Source organism: Parafrankia sp. Ea1.12, assembly GCF_900465275.1.
Classification (GTDB): Bacteria; Actinomycetota; Actinomycetes; order Frankiales; family Frankiaceae; genus Parafrankia; species Parafrankia soli.
In genome coordinates this window covers 1-26,176 of record NZ_UBIZ01000233.1, presented here as the reverse complement: position 1 = coordinate 26,176, position 26,176 = coordinate 1, and the positions used below count along the sequence as shown (strand labels likewise).

The following is a 26,176-nucleotide window of genomic DNA, read 5'->3' as shown; positions in this document are numbered from 1 at the left end:
CGCCCTTGGTGGCACTCTCACGCCTCACGCCCCGAACGATCGCCGTCGCTGTTCACGACAAGGCCACGGCGAGGCTCGGGGGCGACGCTTCGGCCGCGGTCGGGATCCGGTCGAGGGCCGCGGTCACCGTCGGGGGCGCGGCCCGGCGTGGCCGGGGTCTTCGCGGCGCCCAGGCCTCGGGTGCCGGGGGCCGCCAGGAGGTCGAGGTAGTCGGCTGTGGCCTGGCGGGCGCGTTCGATCCGGCGGCGGACCCCGGAGGGGGACCGGTATCGCAGCCCGACCAGTGGTACTCCGGTGGCGTCACCGATCGGCAGCAGGTGGACGGCGACATCCGCCGGCAGGGCGGCCATCGCGTCGGCGAAGCCGCGGCGGCGGGCGATCTCGAAGGCCACGAGGCCGGCCTCCCACGGCCAGCGGCCGGGGCGCAGCGGCCGCTCGATCCGCCCGACGTGCAGGACGTAGACCGTTCGCGCGCCCAGCGTCACCGCCCGGCCCACGGGAGTGCTGTCGATGAGGCCGCCGTCGACGAAGTGCTCGTCCCCGATCTTGACCGGGGGTAGCAGCGCGGGCACCGCGCACGACGCCAGGACGGCGTCGACGAGCGGGCCGCGGTCGAACCAGTGCGCGGCCGCACGTTCGACGCTGGCCGCCACGCACTGGAAGGGCACCGCCAGCCGCTCGAAGGAGGACGGCAGGTTCGCCTTCAGTATCCGGCGCAGCGGCGCGTTCGAGTGCAGGTAGCCGTGCTGGACGACGGTGGCCAGCCGTTTGGCCGGCCCGCCGGCGAAGACGTCCGAGCTGCCCAGGTCGGCCCACAGTTCGGTCAGCCGCCCGATCGCGGCTCTGGACGGGTCGGCGGCGACCACGGCACCGTTGATGGCGCCCACGGAGGTCCCGACGACCAGGTCGGGGCGGACGCCCGCGGCCAGGAGCGCGTCGAGCATTCCCACCTCGGCGGCGCCCAGGACGCCGCCGCCGCCGAGCACGAACGCGACCGGCCCCGGCTGTTTCTCGGGCGGAATACTGGTCACCGCAGCCTGCTACCCCGCCGAACCAGCCCGGAACCCGATGGTCCGGCGGCGTCTGCGTCCCCCTGTGGCCTCCTCATCCCCGGCCGTCCGGGACGGGCGGCGGGCGGAGAACAATGGCCGTCATGCGCACGCTCACCGAGGACGACATCCTCACCGAGGATGACCTGGACGAGATCGTCATCGAGGCCGCGGGCGACGGCCGCCACCAGCAGGCCGCGGCACAGTTCGAGGATCTCGCCGCGCGGCCTGAGCTCCACGGCCAGGTCAGCGCGTCGATGCTGCTGGTCCACGCCGGCGGCCAGTACGGCCTCGCCGACGACTGGGACGAGGCGGTGCGCTGCTACCGCGCTGCCGTGGTCGCCAACGACACAGCGGCCGCCGGTTCGGTGGCCGCCGCGGCGGCGGCCGCCATGGCGGCGGATGACGCGGCGGCGGATGACGCGGCGGATGACGCGGCGGATGACGCGGCAGCCGGCGTGGCGGACATCGACCCGCGGGTCTGGCTGCATGACGCGCTCGTGCGCAAGGGCGACGAGGCCGAGGCCACGACGCTGCGCGCCGAGATCAAGTCGAGCCGCTCCACGAATCCGGATGTGTACGCGGCGGTGGCGGAGACACTCGCGGAGCACGGCCGGCAGCAGGAGGCGCTCACCTGGTTCACGATGGGCTTCCACCGCTGCCAGGACGCGGATATCCCGGTCTACATGCTCCACCTGCTGCTGATCGGGCGCCGCGCGATACGCAGGAACCTCGGCTTCCCGCCGGACGAGCTGGACGAGATCGCCGACGCCTACGTCGACCACCTGGAGGCCACCGACAACCTCGCTTGACCCGATCAGGCCTCCCACAACATCGCCCGACCTGGTCAGGTGTCTGGCAGTTTCCCCGGGCTCGATCAGGTGTCCGGGAGGAGGACGGGGCGCAGGGCGTCGAGCACCGCGGCGTCCTCGATGGTGGAGGGGATCGCCGGTGAGCGGCCGTCGGCCAGTTCGCGCATGGTGCGGCGCAGGATCTTGCCGGAGCGGGTCTTCGGGAGGGCGGCGACGACGTCCACCCGTTGCATCGAGGCGACCGGCCCGATCTCGGCGCGGACCCGCGCGACGAGCTCGGCGGCCAGTACGTCCGGCGTGATCTCCGTTCCGCTCTTCATCACCACGAGCCCGCGGGGCACCTGGCCCTTGAACGGGTCGGCGACGCCGACGACGGCGCACTCCGCCACCGCCGGGTGGGCCGCCAGCACCGCCTCCATCGATCCGGTGGAGAGCCGGTGCCCGGCCACGTTGATGACGTCGTCGGTGCGGCCCAGGACGAACAGGTAGCCGTCGTCGTCCACGTAGCCGCCGTCGCCGGTCAGGTAGTACCCGTCGAAGGCCGAGAGGTACGAGGCGACGTAACGCTCGTCGTCCTCCCACAGCGTCGGCAGCGAGCCGGGCGGCAGCGGCAGGCGGATGCAGATGGCGCCCTCGGTGCCGCGCGGGACCTCCTCGCCCGCCGCGTCCAGGACCCGCACGTCGTATCCCGGCATCGGCACCGACGGGCTCCCCGCCTTGAGCGGCAGCGGCTCCAGCCCGAGCGGCGCCGCGCAGATCGGCCATCCCGTCTCGGTCTGCCACCAGTTGTCGACGACGGGCAGGCCGAGCGCGCCCGAGGCCCATTCGTAGGTGGCCGGGTCCAGCCGCTCGCCGGCCAGGAACAGCGCCCGCAGGGTGGTGCGGTCGTACCGGCCGACGAGCTCGGCCGCCGGGTCCTCCTTCTTGATCGCGCGGATCGCGGTGGGCGCGGTGAACAGCACGTTCACCCCGTGGTCGGCGATCACCCGCCAGAAGGCCCCGGCGTCGGGGGTGCCGACCGGTTTCCCCTCGTAGAGCACCGTCGTGGCGCCGACCAGCAGCGGCGCGTAGACCGTGTACGAGTGGCCGACCGCCCAGCCGATGTCGGAGGCCGCCCACATCACGTCCCCCGGCCCGATGCCGTACACGTTGCGCATCGACCAGGACATCGCCACCGCGTGGCCGCCGTTGTCCCGGACGATGCCCTTCGGCCGCCCGGTCGTCCCGGAGGTGTAGAGGATGTACAGCGGGTCGGTGGCCGCGACGGGCACCGGGGCCAGCGGGGGCGCGGAGCCGACGAGGGCGTCCCAGTCGTGGTCGCGGCCGGTCACGAGATCACAGCGGTGCTGCTCGCGCTGCACGATGAGGCACCCGGCCGGCTTGTGGACGGCCAGCTCGATCGCCGCGTCCATCATCGGCTTGTAGGGGACGAGCCGCGTCGGCTCGATGCCACAGGACGCGCTGACCACGACCTTCGGGCGGGCGTCGTCCATGCGGGCGGCGAGTTCCGGGGCGGCGAACCCGCCGAAGACCACCGAGTGGACGGCGCCGAGGCGGGCGCACGCCAGCATCGCCACGACCGCCTCGGGGATCATCGGCAGGTAGACGATGACACGGTCGCCGCGGCCGACTCCGAGCGAGGCGAGCGCGCCGGCGGCCCGGGCCACCTCGTCGGTGAGCTGCGCGAACGTGTACCGGCGGGACGTCCCGGTGACCGGTGAGTCGTAGACCAGGGCGAGCGCGTCCCCGCGACCGGCGGCGACGTGCCGGTCCAGGGCGTTGGCGCAGGTGTTCAGCTCGGCGTCGGGGAACCAGCGGTAGAACGGCGGTGCGCTCGCGTCGAGAATCCGCTCCGGGGGACGGGTCCACTCGACCTCCCGCGCGGCCGCGGCCCAGAAGGCCTCGGGGTCGGTCCGCTCCTGCTCGTACGCCCGCCGGTATGCGCCCATGCCTGCCATCCTCCCGTTCCACGGCGGGCCGTCCAGGCACTTCGGCGCCAACGGCGCCGTCGCCGGCCGAGCCCTGATGGGGAGAGCCGAGCCCGACGGGGAAAGCGGAGCCCTGGTGGGAAGACGGGCACCGGTGGGGCGGTTGGCGCAAGGGTGAGCCTGATGAGACCGGTGCCGCTGTCCGTCCTCGACCTGGTGCCGGTGGGCACGGGTGTCTCCGCCGGCGAGGCCGTGCGGGGCAGCCTTGAGCTGGCCCGGCGGGCCGAGGATCTCGGCTTCACCCGCTACTGGCTGGCCGAGCACCACGGCATGCCGGGCATCGCCAGTTCCGCGACGACCATCCTGATGGGCCAGGTGGCCGCGGCGACGTCCACCATCAGGGTTGGCTCGGGTGGGGTGATGCTGCCCAACCATGCCCCGCTCACGATCGCCGAGCAGTTCGGGACCCTGGGCGCGTTCTTCCCCGGCCGCATCGACCTCGGCATCGGCCGTGCGCCCGGCACCGACCAGAACACCGCGCGTGCCCTGCGCCGCGGCCCGGGGTCGATGTCCGCGGACGACTTCCCCGACCAGCTCGCCGAGCTGACGACCTTCCTCTCCGGTGGGTCGTTCCCCGGTGGGCACCCACTGCGCGGTGTGGAGGCGTACCCGCGGGCGGAGACACCGCCGATCTGGCTGCTCGGCTCGAGCGGCTACAGCGCCCAGGTCGCCGGAATCCTCGGCCTGCCGTTCGCGTTCGCGCACCATTTCAGCTCCGCCGGCACGCTGCCCGCGCTGCGGCTGTACCGCGACTCGTTCCGGCCGTCGCCCGGGCGGGAGCGCCCGTACGCGATGGTCGCCGCCGGTGTCCTGTGCGCCGAGGACGACGAGCGGGCCCAGTGGCTCGCCGGGCCCACCCGCCTGACGATGCTGCGCCTGCGGATGGGACGGCCCGGCGCCTTCCCCACGCCCGAGGAGGCCGCCGCCCACCCCTGGACGCCGCAGGAGCGCGATGTGGCGGAGGCGGCGACGTCCTCGCACATCGTGGGCGGCCCGGAGACCGTGCGGGACGGTCTGAACGCCCTGCTCGAGGCGACCGAGGCCGACGAGCTCATGATTGTCACGAACGTGCACTCGAACGCCGACCGGATCCGCTCCTACGAGCTGGTCGCCCGGCTGGCGCTGGCGGAGCAGGACGGCGAGCAGGTCACCCGTGCCCGCGCGGCCGGAGCGTCCGGGCGGTGATCCCCGCGACCAGCCCCCTGCCCAGCAGGCGGGACGCGTTCGAGGTCAGGTAGTTCAGCCGGCCGTCGATCACGTAGGGCAGGCCGCGGTCGAGGCCGCGGAAGGCGGCCGAGACGACCTCGTCGGTGGTGCGCAGCCGTCCACCGGCGCTCATCCGCCGGCCGAGGACCTCGAAGAAGTTCGTGTCGGTCGGCCCCGGGCACACCGCCAGCACCCGGATTCCGCGCGACCGGTACTCCGCCCACAGCGCGATCGAGAAGGACAACACGAAGGCCTTCGACGCCCCGTACACAGCCATGTACGGGACGGCCTGGAACCCCGACGTCGACGACACGTTGACGACGGTGCCCCGCCCCCGTTCGACCATCGCCGGCAGGAGCAGGTGCGTCACCCGTTCGACCGCGACGACGTCCACCATGACCTCGCGGTGGTCACGGTCGGCGGGCAGCTCCTCGTACCGGCCGTAGGTGCCGAACCCGGCGTTGTTCACCAGGACGTCGATCTCGCGCCCGGTCGCCCGGACCTGTTCGACGAGCAGGTCCGGGCCGTCCTCCCGGGCGAGGTCGACCGGGACCGTCCACACCCGCACCCCGTGCAGCGCGCGCAGTCGCTCGCCCACCGGCCGCAGTTTCTCCTCGGACGGCGCGGCGAGCACGAGATCGGCCCCGCGTGCCGCGAGCGCCTCGGCGAACGCGGCCCCGATCCCCGACGAGGCCCCCGTGACCAGTGCGGTCCGGTTCCGGAAGTCGGTCACGAAAGCGGTGCTCCTCAGGTCGGCGGCAATCGGCGACGTGCGGGGACGGACTGGCCGCGCCTGACCTCGACGGTGCGGGGCACCGCGGTCGCTGACGAAACGACCGGCCAGCGCGGGCCGGCGGTGACGTTACAGCGGGGCTAGTCGGCGACGGCCAGCAGGCCCCGCTCGGTCACCGCCGCCACCGACAGCGTGCGGTATCCGACCTCGTCGAACAGGACGGTGATGCGGTCGCCGTCCTCCTTCATCACCTGGCCGGGCCCCCACCGCACATGGCGGACGGCCAGCCCGGCCGGAAACGGCGAGACCTCCGCCGTGGCCTCGTTGTCGCCCACCGGCGCCGGGGAACCGGCGGCGGCCGCGGCCCCGCCCTCGCCGCCCGGCACCCGCTGCCCGGGCAGACGGGACCGGCACACGTCACAGTTCCCGCAGGCCGCGGGGGACGTGTCGCCGAAGTAGGCGAGCAGGTAACGCCGCCGGCAGTCGCGGGTCTCCGCGTACCCGCGCATCATGTCGACCCGCGACCGCTCGAACTCGACCCGTGCCGCGGCCAGTTCGACGGCACGGCGCGCGGCCTGCTCGGGCTCCGGCGCACCGGCACTGCGCTCGATGCGGCCGTCGTCGTGGACGGTGACCGCGTCGGCCCGTTCGAGCAGGTCCACCATGCGGGTCAGCGCGGTGTCGCCGACCCCGGCGGCGTCGGCCAGGGCGCGCGCGCTCACCGGTTCCTCGGCGTGGCCGAGCAGCACGGCGACGCGGCGCAGGGCGGTCTCGTCCGGGCGTGACGAGGCGAAGAAGCGACGCAGGCCCAGGTCCTCGGGCCGGTAGAACAGGACCGCGACCGCCGGCTGGCCGTCGCGGCCGGCGCGCCCGATCTCCTGGTAGTAGGAGTCGATCGAGTCGGCCACCTCGGCGTGGATCACGAACCTGACGTTGGGCTTGTCGATGCCCATGCCGAACGCGGTCGTCGCCACGACGACGTCGCACCGGTCGGCCATGAAGTCCTCCTCGACCTCACGGCGGCGCGCCGCGCGTAGCCCGGCGTGGTACGCGCTCGCGGTGAGCCCGAGGTCCGCGAGCTCGGCGGCGAGATCCTCGGCGCCACGCCGGGTCGCCGTGTAGACCAGGCCGGGCTTGGTCTCGGCGGCGATCCGCTCGACCAGCCGGGCCTTCTTCTCGTCGTCGTCGACGAACGACTCGACACTCAGGGTGATCTCCGGGCGGTCGAAGCCGCGGACGATCTCCGCCGGATCCTCGAGCCGCAGGCGCTCGGCTATCTCCCGGCGCACCGGCGGCGACGCGGTGGCCGTCAGCGCGACGACCACCGGATGGCCGAGGTCGTCGATCACCTGGCCCAGGCGGGCGTAGTCGGGGCGGAAGTCGTGGCCCCAGCTGGAGATGCAGTGTGCCTCGTCCACGACGAACAGGGAGGGCCGCGCCTCGCGAAGCGCCTCCCGGACGTCGTCGCGGGCGAGCTGCTCAGGAGCAAGGAACAGGAACTCGGCCCGGCCGTGGCGGACGGCGTCGATCGCCGCGAGCGCCGCGCCGCGCCCGCTCTGCGAGTTCGCCGCCACCGCGGGCGCGTCAGCGTCAGGCTGACCGGCACCGGACTGGCCGGCGTCGGGTCTGGCGGCGGTCCCGGGGCCGGCGGGCACCGCGTCCAGCAGGCCGCCCAGGCGTTCGGTGAGCCCGCGCACCTGGTCACGCTGCAGCGCGATGAGCGGCGAGACGACCACGGTCGGCCCCGCGGTGAGCAGGGCCGGAATCTGGTAAACGGCCGACTTGCCACCCCCGGTCGGCAGGACGCACAGCGTGTCCCGGCCGGCGGTGACGGCCCGCATCGCCTCGAGCTGGCCGGGGCGCAGCTCGGCGAACCCGAAGCCCTCCCGGGCCACCGCCCGCAGCAGGTCGTCCAGCTCTGTGTGTTCCTCTGCGTGTTCCTCGTGTTCCTCGTGGTGTTCGTGGTGTTCGTGGTGTTCCTCGTCGTCCCGCGGCGGATCGGGGCGGGCGGTGTCCGCCACCACCGCCTCGGCCGCCACCGCCTCCTCAGGCATGGGAGGAGGCGGTGGCGTGGGAGGCGGGGCGGGGCTATCGCGGTTGCGGCGTTGCAGCGGCAGACGGCGCAACCAGCCCGCCAACCGGGTGCGTGCCGGATCGTGACCATTCATGGTGCGCTCGGAGTACCCGTTCCCGGGACGTTCGCACACACCGGACCAGGATCGCTCGTGAGCCGCCCGCTCGGCGGCTCAGCCCGGCTCAGCCGATGAAGGCTCTGACCTGACTGGCCACGGTGTTGTCGTCGTGCAGCTCGGAATGGCCGAGGCAGCCGGCGGCGGTGTTCGTGGCACCCGAGAGGGCGACGCTGGAATCCGGATTGATGACGTCGTCGCAGGACGACCACCACGTACGGTAGTTGACCGCGCCCGGCGTCTCGTCACCGGAGTTCAGGGTGTTCAGGAAGGACGAGCCAGGGCTCATCTCCGAGCAGGCCGTGTAGAGCCATCCGCACAGGGTCGCGGTGCTGGTCCCGTGGTTCGGGCCACCCAGCGACACGAAGTCGTCGACGACGGACGTCCCGCCGAGGTTCTTGAGGTAATAGCGCGAGGACAGCGCCCCCATGGAGTGGGTGACGAGGTCCACCTTGGCCGCGCCGGTCGCGCTGCGCACGGAGGAGATTGTGGCGGCCAGCTGGTTCGCGGTCGTCACGTTCGACTGGTGCGAATCGTAGGTGAACACGACCAGGTCGGACGAGGACCAGCCGTTGGCCTGGAAGTCGGCGACCATGTCGGTCCAGGTGGATGTCGATCCGTTGAATCCGTAGACGAAGATGACGGGTTCATGTGTCGCCGCGGAGGCGGCGGTCGACGTGCCCAGCAAAGCTGCGGCGGCGACCGCGAGAGCGCCAAGGATCCTGGCCGCTCTGGACATGGGAACTCCTGTCGTTGCGGGGTCAGCGCAGCAAGCCTCGCACCCCCGCGGGGAGCTCCCTTTGAATCCGTGGGACGTTCACCAACGGTTGCCGTCACGGCCAACCAGCCGTTGAGGCGGCACCGCCGCGGAAATCCTCGTGGAATTCCCGCGTAATTCGCACCGAACCCGGAGAACAATATGCTCTCGCCGAATCAGGAGACCTTTTGGGCCGGTCGCATCACGATGTCGGTCACCTCGACGCGACGCGGCAGCTCCACGACCGAGAGCACCATCGCCGCGACGTCCTCGGGCTGCATGAGGGCCTCGGGATCCCAGTCCCGACCCTCCGTCTCGAAGATCTTCCGTTGCATCGCGGTGGCCGTCCGACCAGGCAGGATGGTGCAGACCCGCGGCCCCTTCGGCCCCAGCTCGCCGCGCAGGCTGTCCGCGATCGCGCGCAGCGCGTGCTTCGTCGCGGCGTACTGGCCGACCTCCGGGCTCGCCGACAGGCCCTGGGTGGAGTTGACGAAGATGATGTCGCCCAGCGTGCGAGTGAGATCGGGTAGCAGCAGCTGGGTCAGCGCATACGGGGCCCGCAGGTTGACCGCGTACTGATCGTCAAGGTCGGCGAGACTCGCCATCGTCATCGGACCACTGTGGTAGACACCGGCCGAGTGGACCAGCACGGAGATCTCCCCGAGCTCCGCCCGGGCCGTCTCGACGAGCCGCTCCCGGCCGTCGGCGTCGGTGATCTCGGTGGCGAAGACGCGCAGGTCGACCCGGCCGGCGGCGGCCGTGCGCGCGAGTTGGGACAATGCCGCGCCGTCCCGCCCCGTGGCCAGGACGGATGCCCCGGCGGCGGCGAGGTCGAGCGCGATCGCGTGACCGATGCCGCTGGAGGCACCGGTCACCACGGCCGCCCGGCCCGTCAGGCGACCCGGGGGCGAGAAAACTCCGTTGAGCGGCAACCGCACCATGGGAGACGAACAACCCTTACGTTAGTGGAAGGTTCAGCCAACCTCACCCTACGACGAAACTCGCGACGCTGGTCCAACAGGCCCGCCGTGCCACGCGACGGAGTCGGAATCCCCTGGCGACAGGGGCGACGAGGGTGACGAGCCGTGCGCTGACGGCTCCAGCGGAGCCGCCGGAGATGCAGCCGGTGACGGAGCCGGCGGAATTGACGGCGTGAGCATCGTCCGCAGGGCCGCCCGGTCTGTCTTGAGCATGCTGGTGAGCGGGATCGCCGGGACGATCCGCACCTCACGCGGGTACCGTAGCGGCCCGAGCCGCTCCCGCCCGAACCGGACAAGTGCCTCCGCCGAGACGTCCGCGCCCGGGCCGAGCTGGACGAACGCGACGATCTCCTCGCCGAGCCGGCGGTCGGGGCGGCCCACCACGGCCACCTCGGCGACGTCCGGGTGCTCCCGCAGCGCGTCCTCGACGTCCCGCGGGTAGATGTTGAACCCGCCGCGGATGATCAGATCCTTCATCCGGTCGACGAGGTACAGGAAGCCGTCCCGGTCAAGGTGGCCGACGTCGCCGGTGTGCAGCCATCCGGCGCGGACCGCCTGCGCGGTCGCCGCGGGATCACGCCAGTAGCCCAGCATGACGCCCGGTCCGCGCACGCAGATCTCCCCGACCGGCGAACCACCCGCTCCCCCGGGCGGGCCATCATGGTCGCCGTCGGTGGCGTTCAGGGCCTCGATCCGGAGCTCGACGCCGGGTGCCGGGCGGCCGACGCTGCCCAGCCGGGTCCGCCCCGGTGGCATCACCGTGACGATCGCCGACGCCTCGGTGCAGCCGTAGCCCTCCACGAGCTCGACCCCGGGCAGCCGGCGCGCCCATTCGTCGGCCACCTCGCGCGGCAGCGCCGAGCTCCCGGAGACCACCTGGCGCAGCGCCGACAGGTCGTAGCCGTCGAGATCCTGGTCCAGGATCATCCGGGCCATGGCGGGGACGATCGCCGTCTGCGCCACCTGGTGCTCCACCACCAGCTCCAGGAACCGGACGGGCTCGAACCAGCGCATCAGGACAGCCGTCGCCGGCGTCTCGGCGTAGGTGGCCATGACGCTCACGGTCATCCCGTAGACATGCGACATCGGCAGGGGCAGCAGGCCGGGCAGGCCCTCGCCCAGCCGCATCGAGTGCACCGCCCACGCGGCCGCCGAGACGTTGTCATGGGAGAGCACCACGCCCCGGGCGCGCCCCGTCGTCCCCCCGGTGTAGAGCAGCGCGGCCATACCGGACGGGTCGACGTCCACCAGGTCGGACTCGGCCGGGGACTCCAGCTCGGCGAACAGCAGCACCGGTGGCCCGGCGCGGTCGGCGGGCGCGGGTTCGGCCTGCTCGGCCAGCACGACGGCACGCAGCGCGGGCAGGCCCCGGGCCGCCGCGCGGACCTTGTCCAGGAAGTCCGGGGTGGTCACGACGAACGAGGCGGCGCTGTCGGCCAGCACGTGACGCAGGTCCGTCTCCCCGAGCAGGAACAGCACCGGCGTGACGGCCGCGCCGGCCCACCAGGCCGCCTGGTAGGTGATGCCGACCTCGGGACAGTTCGCCATGCAGACCGCGACCCTGTCCCCCGGCGCGAGCCCGGCCGCGCGCAGCCCGCCGGCCAGGCGCCGGGCCCGGGCCGCGAGCTGCGCGGCCGTCCAGCGCTGCTCCTCGAAGATCAGCGGACCGGTGCCGCCGGTCCGCTCGATGGACAGCTCGGCCAGCCGGCCGAGGCTCGTGCCCGAGGGCACCGCCGTGGGCGTGGACGCGATCATTCGGTAGGAACGATCATTCGGTGGACACCGTCATCCGGCTGACACGGTCATTCGGCGGCCTGCCCTCTCTCCGCGGGACGCGACACGGAGAGCACATCGTCCCTCGCCAACAGCGACTAGGCCAGACGAGACCACGCACCGAAACACGAGCACCGCCGACGGGCGAGTGTCAGGAGCCGATCAGGTCCGAGATCCGTCCGAGGTCCGTGATCTCGCCGTCCTGCACCTTGTACAGGTAGACGGTCGAGCGCTTGAGCTCGCCGTTCTCCTCGAACTCGATCTTCCTGGTGAGGCCGTCCCAGCTGACGGTGCGGAAGGCCCGCGCGACGGACTCCCGGCTGATGTCATTCCCGAGCCGCTTCAGGACGTCGACGACGGCCCAGGTGGCGTCGTAGGCCTCCCCCGAGTAGGTCCCGGGCAACGCCCCGCCGTTGACGTCCTTGTAGGAGGCCACGAACTCCTTCGCCGCCGGGTCGGTGTCGACGTCGCTGCAGGCGCACGAGAAGTAGGCGCCCTCGGCGGCAGCCGCGCCCGTCCGCGTGACGAAGTCCGGGTCGCGGGTCGCGTCCCCGCCCATGACGGTGCCCGTGAAGCCACCGTCCTCGAGCGCCTTGTTGAGCAGCGCGAAGTCGGCGTACTGACCGGAGTAGAAGAGTACGTCCGGCGCCTCGACGATGATCTTCGCTGCCTCGCGGGTGTAGTCCCGGGCCGGGTCGACGCCGCCGTGGACGACGTCGACGCCGTCGGAGAACAGCTCCGCCTCCAGCGCGGTGGACAGGCCGATGCCGTACTCGCTGCGGTCGTCGACCGAGTACACCTTCCCCGCGTCGAGGACGGTGGAGATGTAGTCGGCCGCGGCCCGGCCCTGCACGGAGTCGGGGGCGACGACCCGGTAGAAGGTGGTGAAGCCGAGGTCGGTGAGCGCCGGGGCGGTGGCGGACGGGCTGACCGAGAGCAGGCCGGCCTCGCTGTAGAACGGCTCGCTGGCCTCCGTCGCGTCCGAGAGCATCGGGCCGATGACGGCCACCGCGTCGGAGTCGTCGATGAGCCTGCGCGCGGCGGCCGGCGCCCGCTCGGGTGACCCGCCGTCGTCGGAGGAGACGAGCTCGACCCGGAACGGCAGGCTGGCGTCCGCGTTGATCTCCTCGATCGCCGTGCGCACCCCGTAGAGGGCGTTGACGCCCAGCTGCTCGTCGTCGCCCGACAGCACGCCCTGGAACCCGATGGTGACTGTCCGGCGGCGGTCACCGGACGAGGAGACACCGTCACCGCTGCAGGCCGCGACGATCATCACCGTCATGGCGGCGGCGACGATCGCACCCAGGGCCGGTCGCCTGATCATGCTGTCTCTCCTCCGGTTTCACCGCCGCCCGCGGGCAGTCCGGCACCTGATTCTCGACGGCGAGCCGAGGGGGAGGTCCGGCTGCGGCCCGGAGTCCACGGAGCCCGTCCCACCCGCCGCCGAGATGTCGCAGACCCAGTCCTACGCGACGTCGACCTGCTACATGGCACGAACGGCCCGATCGGGCCGCACGCCCGGGCCCCACGCCCGGGCCGGGCGGTCAGGCCGGGCGGGGCTCCCAGCCGGGAGGGCTGGTGCCCAGCGAGGCGGGCGCCATCGTCCAGGCCGGTGCCCGGCCGTCGACCGTTCCCGGTGGGGCCACGTAGGAGAGCTCCCCGAACTCGCTGCGCAGGCGCCGGCAGAACTCCTCCGCGTCGGCCCGGGTCGGGTCCGGGGCTGCGAGGGTGTCATGGTGGCCGAGGCTCTGCAACCACCGGCCGGTCTGGGCCAGCGAGACCCGCACCTGCCAGCTGCCGCCCTCCACCGCGCGCCGGGCCAGCGCCGACAGCACGCCGTGCGCCGCCAGATACCCGGTCGCGTGGTCGAGAGCCTGGGCGGGCAGCGGACGGGGCTCCTCCTCCCCACTGGCCTCGGCCTCCGCCCACGAGATGCCCGACGCCGTCTGGACCAGGCTGTCAAAGCCCCGCAGGCCGCTCCACGGCCCGCTCCGGCCGTAGGCGCTGATCGTCGCGACGACGATCCCCGGGCGCAGGCGCGCCAGCGCGTCCGGACCGAAGCCCAGCCTGTCCAGGGCGCGCGGGCGGTACGCCTGGAGCACGACGTCCGCCGTCGAGACGAGCTCCTGCAGTCGGCGGGCGTCCGCGGCGACGCGCAGGTTCAGAAAGGTGTTGCGCTTGCCGAACCCGGTGTCCATCAGCGCCGACCGGACCTCCGGCAGATGCGCGGCGCCGACCCGCAACACCTCGGCGCCGTGGGCGGCCAGCGTCCGCCCGCAGACCGGGCCGGCGATGACCCGCGTCATGTCCACCACGCGGATGCCCTCGGCCGGCAGGTCCGCCGGCTCGGGCCGCAGCGCGGGGGCGTCCCCGATCCGCTCGGTCTCCAGCACGGGCAGCTCGGCGACGGCCTTGGCCTGCCGGTGCGCCCGCCACTCGTCCTCGTCGCGCGCCATCGTGGCGCACATCCCCATCGCCTGGAGCTCGAGCTCGAGGGACTCGGCCTCGAAACGGGCCACCGACCGCCCGACCGCCGCCCGGTCGTTCGGCGTGTCGAGCAGTTCCAGAATGCCGTTGCGATGATGCGGGAAGTTGCAGTGCAGCTGGATCCACCGGTCGTCGGCCGTCCGGTAGTGGCCCGAGATCGGGTCCCAGGGGTTGGGCAGCGGACGTCCGTCGAGCCGCAGGTACCGCTCGCTACGGAAGGCCGCGCTGGCGTGCCGGGTGTCAACGGTGACCGCCGGCTGGGACGGGCTCCCGTTGCGCGCGGCCAGTAACCGGCCCGCGCCGACGGACGCGGCGGCGACGCTGGCCGTCGCAATGGTTGTCACCCGGTAAAGGCTCGGCAGGACGTCCGGGGGGCCGGTCACGGTCAGGCGTTCGGTGACTCCCGGTTCGTCGACGAGCGTCGCGACCTGGGCGGCGATCATCGAGTTGTCGGACATATCCCCATCCTGTAAAGCGGATCACGCGTGTCGCCTGATGTGTCACCGGACGAACCGTCCGGGCTACTCCCGCCCCCAGACCATGTCCCAGAGTGAGGCTTATGTGACGGACAGCATTGCACACCCACGCCATCACGTGCACGCGACACCGCTTTCAGGCACGTCAAACCACCCGACCAAGTGCCCACCAACCCCCGGACACCGGACGGGCACCGCGACCGGAAGCCCGGAACCCGCTCACCGGCCCGCGCTCACCGGCATTCACTGAACCACCACGGCCGGGCCCCGACGGGACCGGGGCCGGCAAGCCGGACGGCCGAACGCCTCAGGAGGCGGACGGCAGGAACGGGCGCAGCCGACCGACCGGCATCCCGCCACCGAGCACCGCGGGAGCGGCCAGGGCGTCGAGCCTGCCGGCGTCCAGGCCCACGGCGGCGCCCGGGCCCGGGGTGGGGTCGAGCGCGCCGATGCGGCGCAGCGCGGTGACCAGGACCGGCATAGCCGCGCGCTGGGAGCCGTCCTCGATCTTGACCGCCACCGCGTACCCCGCCGCCGTCGCCGCGACGGTGACCCCCTCGGCGCCGTCCTTCGCGATGATCCACGGGGCGGCGAGCATCAGCTCCGTGTCCGGTCGCCCCGGACCGCCGACGAGGGCCGGGAAGGCCCGCATCGCCGCCGCGACGCGCTGCCGAGGCGAGCGCGGGCCGGCGGCGGCGAGCGCGATCTCGCGCATCCCGCGGGCGAGGCCGAGCAGCGGGATACCGAACAGCGGAGCACCGCAGCCGTCCACCGCGGTGGCCGTGATCGTGGCACCGGTGAGCTCCTCGATCACGGCCCGGATCCGGCGCTGCAGCGGATGCGCCGGGTCGGTGTAGCCGGCCACCGGCCACCCGGCCGCGACGCAGGTGGCGATCATCCCGGCGTGCTTGCCGGAGCAGTTCATCAACAGCCGTTCGGGCCCGCCGCCGGCTGCCAGGTGCCGCTCGTGGGCGAGCCGCCCGATGGGGAGGTCGGCGGGGCAGGCCAGGGCGTCCTCGCCGCGCCCGGCCGCCGCGAGCACGGCCCGCACGGCCGCCAGCTGCTCGGGCTCACCGCTGTGCGAGGAGGACACGATCGCCAGCAGCTCGGACGGGATTCCGCCGCCCCACTCGGAGGCGGCCCCGCAGTCGGGATCGCCGCAGTCGGGATCGCCGACGCCGGAGGCGGGATCGCCCGCACCGGAAACGGCGGCAGGGCGGGAAGCGGCGCCGGCACCGGAGCCGAACGCCGCGTCGAGCCCGGCGAGCAGCATCCCGACGGCCTGCATCGGCTTCACCGTGGACCGCGGGGAGATCACCGCGGTCGGGTCGCCGACCGACAGCACCACCGCGCCGGCCGGGTCCAGCCCGACGACGGTCCCCCTGATCCGGCTCTCGACCAGAACCGTGGTCATCCCGGTGGCGGTGTCGGTGTCGCGGTCGGTGGCGGTGGCGCGCTCGATCCACGCGACCACCGGCGGGGCCACGCCTCCCCCGGACTCGCTCATGATCCGAAATCGTTCATGATCGCGAATCCGTCATGCACATCAGGGTATGCGCGCTCCCCGCCGCCGCCCGGGACCCGCACCCGAGCGATCCACCCGGCCGGCGGTCACAGCTCCATCAGTTGCCTTTTCCAACTAACTACGCGCACACTGGGAACACCAGTGAGTTTGGTTTTCGAACTCACTCCTGGAGAAGGAGCCTCCGATGCGTGACGCCGTCGTCGTCGAAGCGGTGCGGTCCCCGATCGGGCGGGGACGCGCCAGCGGCAGCCTCGCCCCCGTCCACCCCATCGACCTGCTGGCGCACAGCATCTCCGCGGCCGTCGAGCGGTCCGGCGTCGATCCGGCGCTGATCGACGACGTCATCGCCGGCTGCGTGACCCAGAGCGGGGAGCAGGCCGCGAACATCGCCCGCTGGGCGACCCTGGCCGCCGGACTGCCCGAGTCGGTGCCCGGGACCACCGTCGACCGCCAGTGCGGCTCGTCCCAGCAGGCCGTCCACTTCGCCGCGCAGGGCGTCATCGCCGGCGCCTACGACATGGTTCTGGCCTGCGGTGTCGAGTCGATGGGGCGGGTCCCGATGGGCTCCGCGACGCTCCCCGGAGACAGCCACGGCACCCGGATCAACGCCCGCTACCCGGACGGGCTGATCTCGCAGGGCATCAGCGCCGAGCTGATCGGCGCGCGGCGGGGCCTCGGCCGTGCCGAGATGGACGAGTTCGCCCTCGCCAGCCACCAGCGCGCCGCCGCCGCGGCCCGGGACGGCCTGTTCACCCCGGAGATCGCGCCGGTGAAGGTCACCGGGCCGGACGGGTCGGTCGTCGAGTTCTCCGCCGACGAGGGCATCCGCCCGGCATCGAGCACGCAGGCCCTCGCGGGTCTGCGCCCGGCCTTCTACGACGAGGCCACCGCCGCGCGTTTCCCGGAGATCGGCTGGAACGTGACGGCCGGCAACGCCTCGCAGATCAGCGACGGCTCCGCCGCGCTGCTGATCACCACCTCGGAGCGGGCCCGCGAACTGGGGCTGCGCCCGCTCGCCCGGCTGCACAGCTTCGCCGTCGTCGGCGACGACCCGTTCCTGATGCTGCGCGGCGTCATCCCCGCCACCCGCCGGGTGCTGGAGCGCTCGGGCCTGAGCCTGGACGACATCGACCTGTTCGAGGTGAACGAGGCCTTCGCCGCGGTCGTGCTGGACTGGCGCGCCGAGATCGGCGCACCGGCGGAGAAGGTCAACGCCCGGGGCGGCGCGATCGCGCTCGGCCACCCGCTCGGCGCCAGCGGCGCCCGGATCATGACGACCCTCGTGCACGCGCTGCACCAGACCGGCGGCCGGTTCGGGCTGCAGACGATGTGCGAGGCGGGCGGCCTCGCGAACGCGACCATCATCGAGCGCCTCTGATCAGGCACCCCGGACAGGTGCACGCTCCGGGTGGGCGATCGGCCGGCGCCGCGGCCGATCGCCGGCCTATCCTTGGCCGGTGCCCGCATACGAGTACCGATGCCGTGTCTGCGACGCGTCCTTCGAGGTCCGCCGCGGAATGAACAGTGACACGACCGCACCGGCGCCCTGCCCTGCCGGCCACGCCGAGACTTCACGGGTCTTCTCCGCGGTCGCGGTGAGCCGCGGCGCATCCGCGCCCGCGATGGCCACGGCGCCGGCCACCGGAGGCGGAGGCGGAGGCGCATGCTGCGGCGGCGGCTGCTGCGGCTGACAGCCACACCACCGCAAGCAGGATCGGGGCCCGGCAGGCGAGCCAGGCCCCGATCGGGCCGACCGAAACAATGTGTGGCGGCTGAGAGTGTTCATGGACTCACTCAGCCGCCACGGTTGTGCTGGAAGGGCCGTGGGTGGCGCTCACGCCAGGGGTGAGCGCCGTCCCGGCTAAGGATGAGCGTCGTCGCGCGGGCGGGTCGTGCGGACGGCGGGCTGCGGGCCGCGGCGCGTGCGTGCGGCTCGGCTACGGGTGCCGACATCCACCTGGCGGTCGCGTTGACCACCGACGGCGGCCGCGCGCTCAGCGTTGAGCCGCCTGGTGATGATCTGCAGGGTCTCGTCGCGCTCCCGCTCGTCGAGGCCGTCCGCCAATGTTGCCAGCAGGTCGGAGGATCCCGGCCCGCACACACCGCCCAAGGTCCCAGCCATGGCTGTCCCCTACCCACCTCTGCGGTCCGGCACGCCTTGGCATGACGGTTTGCGCGCCATCCCAACTACGGAAAGTAATTAACAGCCCCGCCGGTGAGTGGGCCATGGCCAGCCGCTGGCGGCTGGTCACCGGCTCGCCACTGGTCGCCGACCAGCCGCCAGCGGCCCACTAGTCGCCGGCCGGCCGGTCGCGCCGTGCCCGGCGCTGGACGCGGCGGGCTGTCGTACCGCCCGTCCGTGCCAGCCCGCGGGCTGCCCGGGCGGCCTCCCGTCGGCCGACGGCGGCGGCGCGGCGGGCACCGGCCCGGATCTCCTCGGTCGGGACCCGCCAGTCGACGCCTGGACGGCCGAGCACCAGCCCCGTCGCGGCGATCAGCGTCCAGAATCCGAAGACGGCCCCCACCGCGAACAGGTCCAGCGCGCCGACCAGTGCCGAGGCGACGAGCAGAACACCCGCGCCGACAAGCCCGAAGGCGACCGGATGCGCGCCCACCCACCCGGACACCCCGTTCCCGCGCCGCGCGGCCGCGGACCGGGCCGGAGCCGGGCGACCCGAAACCCGGCGAGCCGAAGCCGCGCCAGCCGTGACCGGGCGAGCCGTGACCGGGCGAGCCGAAGCTTGTCGGGCCGGTGCCTGACGGACCGGTGCCCCACCAGCCGAAGCGGGGCGAGCCGGAGCCTGACGGGCCGGTGCGGGCGCACGCGCGCCCTCCGCGTCGACGGGGTCGGGGCGCACGCCGATCGGGCTGGGTACCTGCGGGCCGCCGAAGGGCCGGCGCCGCTGGCGGGAGCGTCGTTCCAGGACAGGACCATCCATGCCAGCGTCTGTGCCCGTGCTCCGGAGCGTCATGCCTGCCTCGCCCACCGATGTGCCCCCTCACCCGCGACGTTCCTCACCCCGGTTCCCGGTTTACGGCACCAGCGCCCCGCACCCGCGGCTCGCCCGCGTGCCCCGTCCGGCGCGGGCTCAGTACCGGTGCGACTCGACGTGTGCGTCGTCGCGCAACGCGCGCCAGAGCTGGCCCAGCGAGGTGAACTGGACCCCCTCGGGCGCCGCGCGGACCTCGTCGACCACCCGGTCCGGCGCGTGCTGGTGGCGCAGGTGGTCCATCACCTCGTTCCGCTCGGCGGGGAAGACCGCACGCCCGAGCCAGCGGGCCAGCTCCGAACGTTCCTCGACGTCCACCGTCGTCATCCCGGGCGGAGCACTGCCGAGGACGCCGGCGCTGTCCGGGCGGGAGGCGAGCGCGGGGGCGTCCTCGCCAGGCGGTTCCGGTGACCTCCATTCCTCTGCTCGGGTGTCCCTGCGCGCGCGGACGATGCCCGCGACCTCGTGGGCCATCAGCTCGTCGCGCTTGGGCCCGTGCTTGGCGCTGCCACGATCCATCGACATGCGGCGTCCTCTTTCCTCGTGATGCCTTCGTCGCGTTCCTCGTGAAGCCCTCAGGCCCCTAGTACCCGAAACGCGAGGGAAGGTGCCTAGACGGAGGCCGGAACCGCCGCGGCCGGGTCGAGCCGGGCGCTCACCTCGTACAGCGCGAACGCCTTCCCGATCACCGGACGGGCCACGTTGCGCACCGGGACACCACCGGCCGTCCGTCCCTTCTCCGTCCCCCCGTGGGCGTGCCCGTGCAGTGCCAGCTGGGCGCCGCCGGCGTCCACCGCCTCCGCCAGGTGGTAGCTGCCGAGGAAGGGGAAGATCTCCGGCCGCTCGCCCGCGAGGGTGTCGGGGACGGGCGCGTAATGAGTGAGAGCTACCCGCACGTCGCACTCCAGGCCCTCCAGGGCGGCTCGCAGACCCGCGCTCACCTCCTTGGTGTGCCGGACGAACGCCTTCATCTGCGGCTCCCCGAAGTCGCTGCCGCTGGCGCCCGCGAAGCCTCCACCGAAGCCCTTGACCCCGGCGACGCCGAGGCAGCACCCGCCGGCCCGAACCAGCGCCACGGAGCCCTCGAGCACCTCGACACCGGCCTGCCCCAGTACGGCGGCCACCTCGTCGGCCTGATCGCTGTGGTGGTCGTGGTTGCCGAGGACGGCGATCACCGGGATCTCCGACGTCGCGAGCTCGCCCGCGGCGACCTCGGCCTCGGACACCCGTCCGTGCTGGGTCAGGTCACCGGCGACGAGGAGGACGTCGGCCAGGTCGCCGATCCCGGCCAGGCAGGGCGCGAAGGACCCACGCGAGTCGGTGCCCAGGTGGATGTCCCCGACCGCGGCGATCCGGATCACGACACACTCTCCATCGTCGATGGTGAATCGCGCTTCGACACGACGACGTCGTTGCGGACGGGCCGGCCGGGCACGGCGTCGGCCAGCACCGCGTCGACCGCGCGGCGGCGGGCCTCGGTGGCCACCTCCCCGCGCACGGTGATCCCCTCCGGGCCGACGGCGACGTCCAGGCCGAGCTCGGCGACCCGCGGATCCTCCGCCAGGCGCTCGTGCAGGTCACCGGCCAGGTACTCCGCCGGCTCGGTGACGTCCAGGACGGCGACCGGCGCGGCGGCGCCCACGGCACCCACCCCGTCCACGGCATCCACGGCGCGTGCGGCGCGCGGCGGGGTGACGACGTGCGGTGGGATCAGCTTCAGCCGGGTGGCGACCAGCAGCGCGGCCTCGGCGAACGGCGACTCGGCGGTGGCCCGGCGAACCTGCTCCCAGTCGACCTGCTCGCGCATCGCGCGGATCATGGGGATCACGCGACCGAGGTCGCAGTACCGCTCGTCGAGGGCGAGCAGGGTCATCTCGAACCAGTCGGTGGCGTCGAGGACGGGCATCCGGACCGAGTCGACGGACATCTCGCTCGAGCGGGCCAGCATCTCGTCGGTGACCGCCCGCCCGACCGGGTGATGGATCAGGTCGACCAGGACGTCACCGTCGAAGACCTTGGTCAGCCAGTCCTCGGGCGGGTCCACCGGGCGCAGCCCACCGGCGCAGAGAACCTCCACGGCACGCGGGACGTCCGCCTCGCGGAGCATGAAGTCCACGTCGTGCACGGGCTCCGGCCCGCCGCGGGCCCAGCACGCGTAACTGCCGCCGAGCGCGAAGGGGATCTCCGCCTCTTTCAGCGTCACGGCGACACGTTTGAGACTTTCCCGCAGACCGCGGGGCGCATCATCCATGACCATCGGGGTACCCGCGCCGATCGTCCTGACTCCCCGAAGGCCGCATCCGGTGCCGGGACCCCCCGCATCGGGCGGCGCGCGGGCGCATCACCGCCAATTCGGACACAACAGCGCGGCAGCACCTCAGTGACAGAGCCGGCCCCATGTCGTGTTCACGACACGTACGCACACGGTCTTCCGGCGGCGGCAACTGCACACGGCCGACGCCGTTCCACCGCCTACCGCTTCCGCGGAACGCCGGTCGGAAGGCACTCCGGCGCCCGCGTCCGGGCCGTTGTTCACGGCCGAGACGAAGAAGTGCGCCTTGTTGTTCCCGCGCGGGACGGGCGTGACGTACGCATCCCTCAGAGCGAGGAGTGTACGCACCATCCGGTAGCCGCCGACGACATTTCCCGACATAGGTCCCGCGGACATATGCACTCCCGCAGTCGCCACACGCCGCCGCGCTGCGCCGGAGCGTGCTTTGAAGCCGCTGGTCCCGCGCTTCGGCAACGGCCCTGACGGGCTACGCCGAGCTGTCGGCGATGACACTGTCGGGCCAGTGGAAACTGTCCATCCGGCATAGCTCGGCCCGTGCGACGGCGCGGTCGACGCGGGCGGTGAGACCCCAGGGACACCACGAGAGACACGCGGCGCGGCGACCGATGACCGGCCGGCGGATATCTTTCGGCGAGTAGTGATGTTTTGACGCATGCCGGATGAGTTACCCGTTCCGGGGGGTCGTCCTGGCTCGATTCCTCCGGCTTGCCGGCAACGGGCGTAGAGATGCGAGATGATGACCAACGCGAAGCCCTGCCGTCGCGCGCTCGAACGTCCCCGCCCTCCAGCCCGGAATGGAACGAAGCCCTGACCCCGCCCGCACGAACCGAGCATGTGACCATCGAAACCGGTGAGGACGCCGTGAACCAGCGATACCCGGGACCGAGACGGCCGGCCGAGGAGACCGACCCCGGCCGCGCGCGGCCCGTAGCAGACCTGTCGACACACCCCGGACAGCTTGCCCGCCGTCTGCAGCAGGTCACATATCAACTGTGGACCGCCACTGTGTCCACCGAGACAACCCCGCCACAGTTCGTGGTTCTCAACAGCCTGCTCGCCGACCCCGACATCGACCAGCGCACGCTGGGCGAACGGGCGTCGCTGGACCGCTCCACCGTCGCCGACGTGGTCGCGCGACTGGTGCAGCGGGGGCTGATCCGCCGCGTGCGCGATCCCCGTGACGGCCGCCGCAACGTACTGCGGCTCACGCAGCGCGGCGAATCGACGCACAGCCACGTCGCTGGGCGGGTGGAGCGGATGAACGACCTCCTGCTCTCCCCGCTCTCGGCGGACGAACGCACCGCCCTGCTCTCCATGCTGACGCGGATCGTCGAGTCCGTGCCGGCGATCTCGGCGGCCGAGGGGAACGCCGCCGTCTGACGGCAGGATCGGCCTCACCACCGACAAGATCCGATCAGCACCGGATCCAGCTACTAAAAGTAGTGAGGCCAACACCCATCACCTAGGTTGAGAGGGGTCCACCCCTCCGATCAGGCCCAGGCGATGGGAATGATGTCCCGCAGACGCTCCGCACGCGGCCCGCGCCGCGGCCCGCCTCGCCCGGCGGGCCGTTCCGGGCCGGCGGGAGCCGCGGAACGCCACGAGTCACCGCCGGCGGCGGGTCACAACGACCCGCCGCCGGCGCGGCACGACCCGCCGCAGGCGCGGCTCCTGGTGGCGGCGGTCTGCGTTCTGGCGATGGCGGCGCTGGGCCTCGGGCTCTTCTCCGATGTCCTGACCCGGCACGTCCTGACCCTCGGCGCTGGCCGGGCCGGTGGCCCGCCGCCCGCGGGCAGCGCCGGGGGACCACCCACGCGGGACGCCACGGCGGAAGAGGCGGAACAGCCCCCCTGGGGCGCTGCGGCCGGTCAGCGGCCGGGGCCGGTGTGGCCACCGCGGGCCGGCAGCCCGTCCGATGCCGGGGACACGACCGAGCTCACCCTGACCTTCAGCGGCGACCTGGTCCTCGGCCCGTCCAGCGCCCGCGCGGCGCTGGCACCGCTCGGCAGCCTGTTGTCCTCCGCCGACCTCGCGATCTGCCGCGGGCCGGCTCCCACCGCCCACCCGGAGGTCATCGCCGAGGCCCTGCGGCGGGTGGGCTTCGGCGCGTGCGCCACCGCGTCCGGCCGGGCGGCCCGGCTGGGCGGTGCCGGGGTGCGCGGCCTGCTGGACGCCCTCGACGGCGCGGCGATCGACCACAGCGGCACGGCCCGCGAGCCGCTGGACGCCGCCACCCTGTCGCTGCTGCCCGTGCGCGGCGGGCAGATCTCGCTGCTGTCCTACACCGAGGACGCCGGCACCGACCCCGCTCCCGGCTCACCCGGAGCGGACCCGCCCGGCTGGACGGTCAACGAGCTGGACCCGGCGCGGATCCTGCGGGACGCCGCCCGCGCCCGCCAGGCCGGCGCCGACCTCGTCGTGGTCGCGCTGTCCTGGGCCCCCGACCAGGCCGAATCCGCGCGGAGCGCGCCGACGGAAACGGCGCCGACGCAGCGGCAGCGGATGACCGCGCGCGAGCTGCTCCACTCCCCACTCGTTGACCTGGTCGTGGGCACCGGCACCGGCACGGTGCGGCCGGTCGAACGCGTCGACGGCAAGTACGTCGCCTACGGGACGGGCTCGATCACCGTCCCGGCAGCGGGCGGCCCCAGCGGCGGTGCCGGTGGCGTCCCCGGCGGCGGCCCTGGCAGGGAAGCAGGCGCCGAACCGGGCGTGGACGCCGCCGGGCGGGACCGGGAGCGGGACGGCGCGCTCCTGCACGCCCGGGTACGGCGCACGGCGCTCGGCTGGGTGGTCGTCGGTCTCACCTACAGCCCGACCTGGACGGGGCCGGACGGCGTCGTCCGCCCGGTAGCGGACGCCCTCGACGACCCGGGCACGTCCGAGGCGGCACGGGCCGAACTGACGGTGTCCTGGCTGCGCACCGTGGCCGCGCTGACCTCGCTGGGACAGGTCGACGGGGTCCGTCCGGAACGGGTGCCGCGCCAGCCCGGGGCCGGTGCCTGACGCCCGGTGCCGATCGACTTCCTCCGCATCCGGCCCGACATCGGAGTGAGCAGTTACTTTGGCCTCCAAGCTGTCGAATCTGGACCGCAGTACCGCTACCGTCTGATCTCATCGTCCACCCGACCCACGACGGCGCCGGTTCCACAGGCACCCGAAGCCGGGCACCCACAACCGATCACCTACACCCGATGGTCCGAACCGGTCCGGACCGGCCGGTCCCCTCCTGGGAGGCAGTACCCGTGACCTCGCCCGACACCGCGGCGCTCATATTCAGAATCATCGTCGGCCTCACGCTGGTCGCCCACGGCTACAACCACGTCTTCGGGCCCGGCGGGATCCAGGGCACCGCGGGCTGGTTCTCGAGCATGGGCCTGCGGCCCGGCATCGTGCATGCCTGGACGTCCGGCCTGGTGGAGATCGCGGCCGGCTTCGGGCTCGCCTTCGGCTTCCTGAACTCGTTCAGCGCCGGTGCGATCATGGGGACGATGGTGGTCGCCGGGATCACCGCGCACCGCAAGAACGGCTTCTTCATCTTCAAGCCGGGCCAGGGCTACGAGTACGTGCTCATGATCGCGGTCCTGTGCCTGGGAATCGCCATCCTCGGCCCGGGCAAGGCCTCGCTCGACCACGCGATCGGGATCGACGACGACCTCAACGGCTGGGTGGGCGCGATCATCGCCCTCGTGCTGGGAGTCGGCGGCTCGGTTGGCCTCCTTGTGACCTCGTGGCGCCCGAACAAGCCGGCATCCACGACGCCGGCGTCCTGACCCGCGACCGCCTGACCCGCGACCACCCGAGCCGCGGCCGCCGAGCGGGCCGCGCCACGGACCGGACGACGGATCGCACCACCCGGGTCATGGCGGGCACGGCGGGGTAGGCCCACCCCCGTGTACCTGTTCGCCGACCGGCGCGAGGCCGGCGCGCTGCTGGCGGACCGGCTCGCCGGCTCCGCCGCGGGCGTACTCGTCCTGGGCCTGCCCCGGGGCGGCGTGCCGGTCGCCGCCGAGGTCGCGAGCCGGCTCGGCGCCGAACTGGACGCGCTGACCGTGCGCAAGCTCGGCGCGCCCGGCCAGCCCGAGTACGCCATCGGGGCGATCGCGAGCGGCGGGATCCGCATCGTGAACGAGCCCGCGGTGCTCCGGCTCGGGCTGGCCCCCGACGTCGTCGACGCCATCGCGGACAGCGAGGGGCACGAGCTCGCGCGCCGCGAGCACGCGTACCGCGGTGACCGGCCGCCACCCGCGGTCGCCGGCCGCGAGGTGATCGTCGTCGACGACGGCCTCGCGACCGGCGCGACCATGGTCGCGGCCGTGCGGGCGATGCGCTCGGCCGGCGCGGCGCGGGTGACCGCCGCCGTACCGGTCGCCTCGGGTCAGGGGGCGCAGACCCTGCGGCCAGAGGTCGACGCCCTCGTCTGCCTGGCCGTCCCCGACGGCTTCATGGCCGTCGGCCCGTACTACCGCGACTTCGGCGCCACCACGGACGACGAGGTCCGCGGGCTCCTCTCCCCCGTGTGACGCCTCCGGATCGCGGCGGTGGTCGCGGTACTAACCCGCGACGCCCGCGGCGCGGCGGCGGCCGGCCCGCGTCCGCCGCGGGTCCGGGCTGCCCGCGTCGGGGAACCGGCGCAGGTACTCGCGCTCCAGTTCCAGCATCCGCTGGGTGTGGGTCTCGAATGCGTCCTCGCTCCCGGCCAGGAACGTGTCGTGCCTGGTCAGGTGCAGATGCCGTACTTCACGGACGAGGTCGGAGTCGGAGAGTTCGGGCGCGGGAATTCCCTCGGGGCGGTGGGTCATGAAGGACCACTACCCCGTGCGGACGCCTCTCCCACTCCCCCGATGCGCTTCGCGCTCACGCCGGGGCACCACCGGGCAACAGGTCCGGCCCCGGCACCGGTGGGACGGGATCGGGC

General features: G+C 73.3%; 24 protein-coding genes. 8 read left to right on the top strand and 16 right to left on the bottom strand.

Annotated features, from left to right (window positions below; all coding sequences use genetic code 11):
* Nucleotides 1-17: 17 nt before the first annotated feature.
* Complete coding sequence (locus tag FMEAI12_RS09275) at nucleotides 18-1,031, bottom strand: patatin-like phospholipase family protein (protein WP_255565670.1); 1,014 nt, start codon at nucleotides 1,029-1,031, stop codon at nucleotides 18-20.
* Nucleotides 1,032-1,144: 113 nt separating this feature from the next.
* Here FMEAI12_RS09275 and FMEAI12_RS09270 point away from each other — a divergent pair, with 113 nt between their 5' ends.
* Nucleotides 1,145-1,861, top strand: coding sequence for a hypothetical protein (locus FMEAI12_RS09270; protein ID WP_112105695.1), 717 nt, complete (start codon nucleotides 1,145-1,147; stop codon nucleotides 1,859-1,861).
* A gap of 65 nt (nucleotides 1,862-1,926) precedes the next feature.
* On the opposite strand, the gene FMEAI12_RS09265 is transcribed toward FMEAI12_RS09270, so the two are convergent.
* Complete coding sequence (locus FMEAI12_RS09265) at nucleotides 1,927-3,810, bottom strand: AMP-binding protein (RefSeq protein WP_112105694.1); 1,884 nt, start codon at nucleotides 3,808-3,810, stop codon at nucleotides 1,927-1,929.
* 162 nt (nucleotides 3,811-3,972) lie between these two features.
* Here FMEAI12_RS09265 and FMEAI12_RS09260 point away from each other — a divergent pair, with 162 nt between their 5' ends.
* On the top strand, nucleotides 3,973-5,034 hold the full coding sequence (locus tag FMEAI12_RS09260; RefSeq protein WP_165938511.1) for an LLM class flavin-dependent oxidoreductase: 1,062 nt from the start codon (nucleotides 3,973-3,975) through the stop codon (nucleotides 5,032-5,034).
* Here FMEAI12_RS09260 and FMEAI12_RS09255 read toward each other — a convergent pair.
* The 8 genes from FMEAI12_RS09255 to FMEAI12_RS09220 form a co-directional block, all read right to left on the bottom strand.
* A complete protein-coding gene (locus FMEAI12_RS09255; protein WP_112105692.1) occupies nucleotides 4,997-5,788 on the bottom strand; it encodes an SDR family oxidoreductase in 792 nt (263 codons plus the stop codon). The two genes, FMEAI12_RS09260 and FMEAI12_RS09255, sit on opposite strands and share 38 nt — an antisense overlap.
* A 140-nt stretch (nucleotides 5,789-5,928) precedes the next feature.
* Entirely contained in the window at nucleotides 5,929-7,842 is a 1,914-nt protein-coding gene (locus FMEAI12_RS09250) for an ATP-dependent DNA helicase RecQ (RefSeq protein WP_112105691.1), read from the bottom strand.
* A 202-nt stretch (nucleotides 7,843-8,044) separates the two neighbouring features.
* Nucleotides 8,045-8,716, bottom strand: coding sequence for a triacylglycerol lipase (locus FMEAI12_RS09245; protein WP_071065968.1), 672 nt, complete (start codon nucleotides 8,714-8,716; stop codon nucleotides 8,045-8,047).
* Nucleotides 8,717-8,910: 194 nt separating this feature from the next.
* Nucleotides 8,911-9,675, bottom strand: coding sequence for an SDR family oxidoreductase (locus tag FMEAI12_RS09240; RefSeq protein WP_020463881.1), 765 nt, complete (start codon nucleotides 9,673-9,675; stop codon nucleotides 8,911-8,913).
* Nucleotides 9,676-9,723: 48 nt separating this feature from the next.
* The gene (locus FMEAI12_RS09235; RefSeq protein WP_112105690.1) at nucleotides 9,724-11,469 is read right to left on the bottom strand and encodes a class I adenylate-forming enzyme family protein; all 1,746 of its coding nucleotides are present in this window, start codon (nucleotides 11,467-11,469) and stop codon (nucleotides 9,724-9,726) included.
* 169 nt (nucleotides 11,470-11,638) lie between these two features.
* A complete protein-coding gene (locus FMEAI12_RS09230; protein ID WP_112105689.1) occupies nucleotides 11,639-12,811 on the bottom strand; it encodes a branched-chain amino acid ABC transporter substrate-binding protein in 1,173 nt (390 codons plus the stop codon).
* Nucleotides 12,812-13,031: 220 nt separating this feature from the next.
* On the bottom strand, nucleotides 13,032-14,432 hold the full coding sequence (locus FMEAI12_RS09225) for a CoA transferase (RefSeq protein WP_112105688.1): 1,401 nt from the start codon (nucleotides 14,430-14,432) through the stop codon (nucleotides 13,032-13,034).
* A gap of 325 nt (nucleotides 14,433-14,757) precedes the next feature.
* The gene (locus tag FMEAI12_RS09220) at nucleotides 14,758-15,957 is read right to left on the bottom strand and encodes an asparaginase (protein ID WP_112105687.1); all 1,200 of its coding nucleotides are present in this window, start codon (nucleotides 15,955-15,957) and stop codon (nucleotides 14,758-14,760) included.
* Nucleotides 15,958-16,159: 202 nt separating this feature from the next.
* Here FMEAI12_RS09220 and FMEAI12_RS09215 point away from each other — a divergent pair, with 202 nt between their 5' ends.
* Both FMEAI12_RS09215 and FMEAI12_RS09210 read left to right on the top strand, forming a co-directional pair.
* Nucleotides 16,160-17,353, top strand: coding sequence for a thiolase family protein (locus FMEAI12_RS09215; RefSeq protein WP_112105686.1), 1,194 nt, complete (start codon nucleotides 16,160-16,162; stop codon nucleotides 17,351-17,353).
* 79 nt (nucleotides 17,354-17,432) lie between these two features.
* On the top strand, nucleotides 17,433-17,666 hold the full coding sequence (locus FMEAI12_RS09210; protein ID WP_112105685.1) for a zinc ribbon domain-containing protein: 234 nt from the start codon (nucleotides 17,433-17,435) through the stop codon (nucleotides 17,664-17,666).
* Nucleotides 17,667-17,836: 170 nt separating this feature from the next.
* Here the strand turns inward: FMEAI12_RS09210 and FMEAI12_RS09205 are convergent, their stop codons facing one another.
* The 5 genes from FMEAI12_RS09205 to FMEAI12_RS09185 all read right to left on the bottom strand — a co-directional run bounded on the left by FMEAI12_RS09205 (nucleotide 17,837) and on the right by FMEAI12_RS09185 (nucleotide 21,168).
* Entirely contained in the window at nucleotides 17,837-18,097 is a 261-nt protein-coding gene (locus tag FMEAI12_RS09205; RefSeq protein WP_112105684.1) for a hypothetical protein, read from the bottom strand.
* A 169-nt stretch (nucleotides 18,098-18,266) separates the two neighbouring features.
* Entirely contained in the window at nucleotides 18,267-18,590 is a 324-nt protein-coding gene (locus FMEAI12_RS37945) for a hypothetical protein (RefSeq protein WP_235013846.1), read from the bottom strand.
* Between the two features lie 474 nt (nucleotides 18,591-19,064).
* Nucleotides 19,065-19,490 carry a DUF2795 domain-containing protein gene (locus FMEAI12_RS09195; RefSeq protein WP_071065959.1) on the bottom strand — a complete coding sequence of 142 codons (426 nt, stop codon included), beginning with the start codon at nucleotides 19,488-19,490 and terminating at the stop codon, nucleotides 19,065-19,067.
* 86 nt (nucleotides 19,491-19,576) lie between these two features.
* Complete coding sequence (locus tag FMEAI12_RS09190) at nucleotides 19,577-20,326, bottom strand: metallophosphoesterase (RefSeq protein WP_071065958.1); 750 nt, start codon at nucleotides 20,324-20,326, stop codon at nucleotides 19,577-19,579.
* Entirely contained in the window at nucleotides 20,323-21,168 is an 846-nt protein-coding gene (locus FMEAI12_RS09185) for a phospholipid-binding protein (protein WP_338045502.1), read from the bottom strand. Before FMEAI12_RS09185 ends, FMEAI12_RS09190 begins: the two co-directional genes overlap by 4 nt.
* 1,095 nt (nucleotides 21,169-22,263) lie before the next feature.
* Between FMEAI12_RS09185 and FMEAI12_RS09180 the strand changes: the two genes are divergently transcribed.
* The 4 genes from FMEAI12_RS09180 (at nucleotide 22,264) to FMEAI12_RS09165 (ending at nucleotide 25,781) form a co-directional block, all read left to right on the top strand.
* Nucleotides 22,264-22,638: a MarR family winged helix-turn-helix transcriptional regulator gene (locus tag FMEAI12_RS09180; protein WP_230202790.1), complete on the top strand. Its 375-nt coding sequence runs from the start codon at nucleotides 22,264-22,266 to the stop codon at nucleotides 22,636-22,638.
* 129 nt (nucleotides 22,639-22,767) lie between these two features.
* Nucleotides 22,768-24,264 (top strand): CapA family protein, encoded by a 1,497-nt coding sequence (locus FMEAI12_RS09175; protein ID WP_235013845.1) that lies wholly within the window; start codon nucleotides 22,768-22,770, stop codon nucleotides 24,262-24,264.
* A 239-nt stretch (nucleotides 24,265-24,503) separates the two neighbouring features.
* Nucleotides 24,504-25,031, top strand: coding sequence for a DoxX family protein (locus FMEAI12_RS09170; RefSeq protein WP_112105703.1), 528 nt, complete (start codon nucleotides 24,504-24,506; stop codon nucleotides 25,029-25,031).
* A gap of 120 nt (nucleotides 25,032-25,151) precedes the next feature.
* Nucleotides 25,152-25,781 carry a phosphoribosyltransferase gene (locus tag FMEAI12_RS09165; protein WP_112105681.1) on the top strand — a complete coding sequence of 210 codons (630 nt, stop codon included), beginning with the start codon at nucleotides 25,152-25,154 and terminating at the stop codon, nucleotides 25,779-25,781.
* A gap of 30 nt (nucleotides 25,782-25,811) precedes the next feature.
* On the opposite strand, the gene FMEAI12_RS09160 is transcribed toward FMEAI12_RS09165, so the two are convergent.
* A complete protein-coding gene (locus FMEAI12_RS09160; RefSeq protein WP_071065954.1) occupies nucleotides 25,812-26,060 on the bottom strand; it encodes a DUF6158 family protein in 249 nt (82 codons plus the stop codon).
* Between the last annotated feature and the right edge of the window lie 116 nt (nucleotides 26,061-26,176).